The sequence below is a fragment of the Desmonostoc vinosum genome, from assembly GCF_059505385.1.
In genome coordinates this window covers 1-6725 of record NZ_JCACKM010000245.1, presented here as the reverse complement: position 1 = coordinate 6725, position 6725 = coordinate 1, and the positions used below count along the sequence as shown (strand labels likewise).

At 47.0% G+C, this 6725-nt stretch carries 5 protein-coding genes; 2 read left to right on the top strand and 3 right to left on the bottom strand.

Annotated features, from left to right (window positions below):
* Positions 1 to 105: 105 nt before the first annotated feature.
* The gene (locus AC5JMF_RS28020; protein WP_495798984.1) at positions 106 to 3294 is read right to left on the bottom strand and encodes an efflux RND transporter permease subunit; all 3189 of its coding nucleotides are present in this window, start codon (positions 3292 to 3294) and stop codon (positions 106 to 108) included.
* Between the two features lie 189 nt (positions 3295 to 3483).
* Positions 3484 to 4839: an efflux RND transporter periplasmic adaptor subunit gene (locus tag AC5JMF_RS28015; RefSeq protein ID WP_495798983.1), complete on the bottom strand. Its 1356-nt coding sequence runs from the start codon at positions 4837 to 4839 to the stop codon at positions 3484 to 3486.
* 105 nt (positions 4840 to 4944) lie between these two features.
* On the opposite strand from AC5JMF_RS28015, the gene AC5JMF_RS28010 reads away from it, so the two are divergent.
* Entirely contained in the window at positions 4945 to 5157 is a 213-nt protein-coding gene (locus AC5JMF_RS28010; RefSeq protein WP_495798982.1) for a hypothetical protein, read from the top strand.
* Between the two features lie 7 nt (positions 5158 to 5164).
* Here AC5JMF_RS28010 and AC5JMF_RS28005 read toward each other — a convergent pair whose 3' ends face one another.
* On the bottom strand, positions 5165 to 5545 hold the full coding sequence (locus tag AC5JMF_RS28005) for a hypothetical protein (RefSeq protein WP_495798981.1): 381 nt from the start codon (positions 5543 to 5545) through the stop codon (positions 5165 to 5167).
* Between the two features lie 444 nt (positions 5546 to 5989).
* Here AC5JMF_RS28005 and AC5JMF_RS28000 point away from each other — a divergent pair, with 444 nt between their 5' ends.
* Positions 5990 to 6667 (top strand): response regulator transcription factor, encoded by a 678-nt coding sequence (locus tag AC5JMF_RS28000; protein ID WP_495798980.1) that lies wholly within the window; start codon positions 5990 to 5992, stop codon positions 6665 to 6667.
* Positions 6668 to 6725: the final 58 nt, after the last annotated feature.

Below are 6725 nucleotides of genomic sequence, written 5' to 3'. Positions count from 1 at the left end.
CTTCTCCTGACGGAGACGCTACGCGAACAGAACTTTTCGCTGCGCCTCTGCGTGAGCTTTTCACAGTATTATTCAACAACATTAAAGACTTATGCAAGAAATCTATCAAACTTTAACCTTGCCATTTGTATTAGCGGTTGACTGAGTACTGTCTGGGGATGACGATCGCATTTTTCGCCCAGAGATATCATGTAACAAACCCATAAGTGCCGGTACAACGGTGGGGGTCAAAATTGTGGAGAATGCCAAACCGCCAGTCAAAACAATGCCTAATCCTTGATACAGTTCTGAACCTTGACCTGGTAGAACTGCCAAGGGCAACATTCCTAATACACTAGTGCCGGCAGACATGAAAATCGCACGGAGGCGATCGCTAGTGGCATTATATAGCGATGTATCATATTCCTCGCCTGCTTGCTGGAGTTGCAATGCTCGGTCTACAAGTAGAATCGCGTTGTTGACGACTACACCCGTGAGGATGACAAATCCTAACGCGGTAATCATATCCAATGCCACATTCATTCCTGGAATCCAGTTGGCTACAACTAAACTTAATAATGCGCCACTCATCCCCATTGGTACTGTAGCCATAATCACCACTGGATAGAGGAATGAACGATACAACGCCACCAACAACAAGTAAGTAATCAAAACTGAAAACGCAAATGCCGCCGCTAATTGAGCCACCGTTGTTGCTAATTGGTCTGCTGAACCTGCGAGTTCTAATCGATAGTCTGTTGGTAAATTAGCCCGTAAGGGAGCGAGGATTTCCTCTTCGGTGCGTTCTACTAATGTCGCCAGTGGGGCATCGGGTGCAAGAGAAACGGTGAGGCTAATCGATCGCTCCAAATCGACGTGATTAATGGCGTCTGCTCCTGTCGTTTCTACAACTTCAGCCACATCACCTAATTGTACCTGCCGTCCTTGAGTATATAGTGGCAATTGGCGTAGTTGCTCTGGTGTTTCCACTGCGGTATTTTGCAGTTCTACTGATACATCTAGTTCTTCCTTACCATCGATGTAATCGGAGGCCACACGACCACCTAATCCGGCTTCCACCATTGAACCAATTTCTGCTTCTGAGAGTCCCACTTCGGCAAGGCGTTCTCGGTTGGGAATGACTTGCAATTCACCAGCACCCATGACAAAGTTAGACCGCACACTTTGCACACCTGGTAAATCTCGTAATTTGCCCGTGATTTGCTTCTCTAAATCGCTAATTTGATTCAAATCAGCCCCGACAATATCCACCTCAAATTCCTTACCGGGATCGCGGAAAATCGAAATCCGCGATGGGACTATGAAGCGGTAGCCGGCAAAGTTGCCACTTTGGGCACGTAAGCGATCTACCATTTCAGCTAACCCGGTGGTGGTGGCGAATTCTGGTTTTAAGATAGTTGCAATCCCGCGCAGCGCCCCCGGACGATCAACATACATAATCCGCTCAACTTCTGGCTGCGATCGCAAAAATTTCTGTATCGATTCCGATTGCTGAATCGCTTCGGGAATACTGGTTCCTGGCAATGGTTCCGCCCGTAACACAACTAAGTTACGATTGCCTTCGGGTAAATAATCGGCGGGTGGAAGCAGAAATATACTGGTGACAAGTAAAGCCACAGGAATCGACAGCACTAATAATCTGCGCCTAACACGGCGGCGTCCCAGTGACCAACTGACCGTATAAACTAGAAAACTCTCCAATTTACCTTGGAAATAACGAAAAACCGCAGAACTTTTGGCTACTGAGCGCTCAAACCAATTACCACCTCGATATTCACCGCCTTGCATCATTTGGATTGCTTCTGATTGCTTGAGAAACAATCCAGAGAGCATGGGGACTAAAGTTAAAGCGGCAAACAGCGAAAATAAAGAAGAGGCAGAAAGAGCGATCGCCATATCAGCATAAAGTTGTCCGGCTTCACCTGTCACCATAATCAGCGGCACAAATACCACGACGTTGGTTAAAGTGGAACCCAGCATCGCACTCCAAACCTCTTGAGTGCCTTCAATTGCTGCCCGCATGGCACTTTTACCTTGCTGCATGTGGGTGAAAACATTTTCAATCACCACGATCGCATTATCTACGACCATACCGACTGCAAACGCCAATCCAGCCAAACTGATAATGTTCAACGTCCGGCCAAATGCAGACATGACGATGAATACCATAATTAGTGTGGTGGGAATCGTAATTGCCACCACTGCCACAGTCCGCATCGAACCAAGGAAAAGAATCAGCACGATTGTTGCCAGCAGTGCCCCACTCACGAGGTTGCCTTGGACAAACGCCACCGATTGATTGATGTATTGACTCTCGTCGTAGTTGTAAACAAAGCGAATGCCTTGATTTTGCCTGTCAAACTCAGCTTGCAGTGCAGCAATTTCGGCGCGGACGCCTTTAGCAACCTCTGGCACATTGGCCCCAATCTGCCGAATTACACCAACTGCTGCCCCTGGCTTACCATTAAATACCAAAGCGCTATCTTGTGGTTTGCGTCCCATCTGCACCTTTGCCACATCGCGCAAGTAAACAGTGCCAGAGGCATCACGCCGCAGTACAAAACCTTCAATTTGTGATAAATCTTGTGACCGGCTGACTGTGCGGACGCGATACTCCCGTCGTCCTAAAATTAATGGGCCACCCCGGATATCGCGGTTATTATCTCGCAGTACCTGCACCACATCACCAATAGTGAGGTTGCGATCAGATAAAGCTTTTGGGTCAATTTTGACCTCAACTTCTCGCTCTTGTCCACCGATGATCAAAAATTGTCCAGTCCCTTCTACTCGCCGCAACCGAGGAACTACAACCTCTTCTGCTAAATCGCGATAGCGGTTAGCATCCGGCGTAAATCCTTCTTTGGTATCAAAGGGAATCCACATCATCGGCGAACTGTTGCCACCCACCAGTTCTACACTTGATTCTTGAGCTTCTGGCGGCAAACTTTCCACCTGTTGTAAGCGGTTTAAGACATCAACTAGCCGTTCTTGAGCATTAGCATCTTGAGCGAATTCCAGCGTAATCGAACTACGCCCAGCACGGGAAGTACTACTAATTTCCTTAACGCCTAGCACCTCTTCTATTTGTTCTTCAATTGGGCGCGTAATTAAGTCTTCTACCTCCGCAGGGCCTGCTCCCGGATAGGTAGTTGTAATCGTAATTTCCGGGCGATCGCCCCCCGGTTGTAATTCTAGGGGTAACTTGAGTAAAGAGAATACCCCAAACATTGCAAGCAAGCAGAATAACACAAAAGTGCCATGTCGCCAACGGACAGCAGTTTCGATAAAGTTCATGGTGGGGAGTGGGGAGTGGGGAGTGGGGAGTGGGGAGTGGGGAGTGGGGACGCGGGGACGGGGAGACGCGGGGACTGGGGACGGGGAGACGCGGAGACGCGGGGACGCGGGGAGTGGGGAGTGGGGAATGGGGCAGGGGGCAGGGGCAAGGGGGAGATCTATGAGTAACTTCCCCCTACTCCCTACTCCCTACTCCCTACTCCCTACTCCCTTCACAGGTGCGCCATCTTGCAATCCATCGCCGCCACGTAGGACGATGGGTTGACCTGTTTGTAGGCTGGGATGGTAGATGGCGACGTTTTTGCCCATGTCAGCTACCATCTCAACTTGAATTTGTTTGGCTTTGCCATCGGCAACGGTGAAGACTAACCACTGGTTTTGCCTTCTGGTTATGGCGTCTCGTGATACCACAAAGCTAGAGCGATTTGTGGGCATGTTGAGGCTGCCTGCGATCGCCATTCCTGGTAATAACCGCGAGGGTGGATTGTTAATTTGAACACGCACGCGCTGGCGACGAGAAGCAGAATCGGCGGAGGGAACGACAGCTGTGATGGTGGCGCGTTGTTTCCATTGTGGGAGGGCACGAGCTGTCAAATTAATTGTCATGCCTGGGGTCACTCGACTGCTGAGTTCTTCGGGTAACTCTAAGAAGATGTCAAAGCGATCGCCTGCTATTAGGGTAATAATTTGACTAGAACTTTGTACTAAATCACCATTGCTAACATGCCGAGTCTGTACCACGCCTGATTCTGATGCCAAAATCTGGGTGCGTTGCCGTGCTAGTTCTGCTTGTGCTAAGGTCGCTTTGGCTGCTTCGACGTTGGCTTTTTGGGCGGCGATTTCCTCTTTAATTGGCCCGGCTTTGGCTTCGGCGAGTTCGGCTTCGGCTGCTAAGCGTTCTCCTCTGGTGTCATCTAATCTTGATTGCGCTTCTACTAATAATCTTTTGGATTCAGCACCCTCTTTTACTAGATTACTGATGCGTTTGAGGTTATCCTCTGCTTCTTGTTCGCGTGCTTTTGCGGATGTCACTGCTGCTTGACGTTGAGCAATAATTTCTGGACGAGTACCCACTTCTAAGCGTGCAAGATTGCTTAGTTGCTGTGCTAGTTGTGCTTTGGCTTGGGCGATCGCTAATTGTTGGTCGGTATCTTCTAATACAGCAATTTTCATCCCTGCTTGGACGCGATCGCCGGGTTGCACTAAGATTTGCTTGACAATCCCACTAGTTTGAGAGCGTAGTATTGACTGCTGACTAGCTTCTACTTGTCCTAGCAGTTGTATAGTTTTGATAGCGTTGCCGTTTGCTAAGGCGATCGTTTCTATGGCACGTGGGGGTGGTGCTTGTTTCTGTTGGGCAACAGAGGGTTTTGGTGAGCTACCAGGAGCCAGCAACCGCCAAAGAATAATACCCCCAGTTACGAAAAATAAGATTAGTAATGTCCGCAGCCAGGGTTTACCAAAACGAGTTTGTTCTGCCTTGGGCGACACAGAACTGTCTGACTGTGTTTCAACGTTAGAAACTTGAGTTTCAGAAGTGTCCATAGCAGTTAACGGGGGACTACTTGAGGATGAATGAACCGTTATTTATTAATTTGTTAAAAATAACGTTACCTTTTATATATTTTGATTGATAAATATGACAAGGAAATGTCAACCATCCTGACGTTCGTTGATTACGGGATGACGTTTGTTGATAACGGGATGACGTTCGTTGATAACGGGACGACGTTTGTTGATAACGGGACGACGTTTGTTGATAACGGGACGACGTTTGTTGATTACGTCGTGATTTCAATCACCTTAAAACTTAGATTTCTTGCAAAAGCGATCAAAATGCAAGTAACCGCGTCTTTGCTCTAGCCTATCATCATAAATAACGAATCATTTCCTGAACGCGATCGCGGGGTAAACCCAATTCTTGACTAAGAGTAACTTCAAGTTGGCTAGGTTCGGTGATGGGAAATTCAAATACAATCGTTTTCAAAAATGAGTCATTAGTTTTCACATTCACCAATGAAATCCCTTGTTGCTGCTGAATTTTAACCTCAATCGCCACCACCTTTTTCATCATCTGCCCTGCCGCTTGTTTATCTGCAAGCAGATATTTTTTGCTAGGAGAAAAACGAGCCAGAATGCGATCGCCTACAAAACCACTTCCTAGCCAAAATACCACCCCAATCAGCGGCAAAGATAACCAAAACATCAAGCCTAGCGATCGCAACACCTGAAACAGTTGTAGTTGACGCATGAATTTTGTATCGCGCAAAGACGCAAAGAATCAATAGACTTCTTGCAAAAATACTTGAACCGTCAGAGACTCAAGTCTCTGCCTAATAGCAAAAGTCCGTTGAAACGGACTAAAAATACTGTTATTAAGCTAAAAAACATCTAAATTACATAATCAAATTAAATAAAACTCTTGTGGAGTGGGCATCTTGCCCGCCCTAATTATGCAAGTTATATGTGGAACAGCTTATTAGTCGGTTTCAACCGACTTGAGTTATCAGCCAGAAAATTTATTTTCTGACGAGTATCCGACTTTTGCAAGAGGTCTAATATTTAACCTTGGTCAAAAGGTCAAATTCATCCTGCATTTATGCAATGCCATCTTAATTACAAATTACAAATTACCTAGTCACTTTTTAGCTTAATCTGATAAAAAGCAAAAAACACAGCAAGCTGAGCAAATGGGATGCTGATCTTACTTGTAGAAGACGACCCAGCGCAGTTAGAGCCACTGCGGACAGCATTATTAAAAGTCGGGCATACAGTAGATGCGATCGCAGATGGAGAGACAGCGCAATGGTTTGCCTTTCATAAAGACTATGACATGTTAATTCTAGATTGGATGTTACCCAAGGTGAGTGGCATAGAAATCTGTCAAGTATATAGGCAGGCTGGAAAAGTGGCTCCTGTGCTGATGTTGACAGCAAAAGACACTGTTTTAGATAAAGTAATAGGTTTAGATGCAGGTGCAGATGATTACATAGTCAAGCCCGTAGATGTACTAGAGCTATTAGCGCGAGTGCGGGCATTGGGAAGGCGATCGCCAATGTGGCAAGGAGATATACTCAGGCTGGGTGATTTGCAACTGCATTTATCCAACTTGGCGATCGAACGCGATTCTGTCACAGTTCAACTTTCCAGTCGAGAGTTCCAATTGATGGAATATTTAATGCGACATCCCCGCCAAGTGCTATCTCATAACCAAATTGAGCAAGCCTTATGGAATTCCCCAGACGCACCCGAAAGTAACGCAGTTACAACCCTAGTACGCCGCCTACGTCAACGTTTACAAACAATTGGTGCCAAAAATTGGATAGAAACAGTACATGGCATAGGCTATCGCTTAAATCCGCCAACGGCTTGAGTGAGGGACTGGGGACTGGGGACTGGGGACTGGGGACTGGGGACTGGGGACTGGGGAC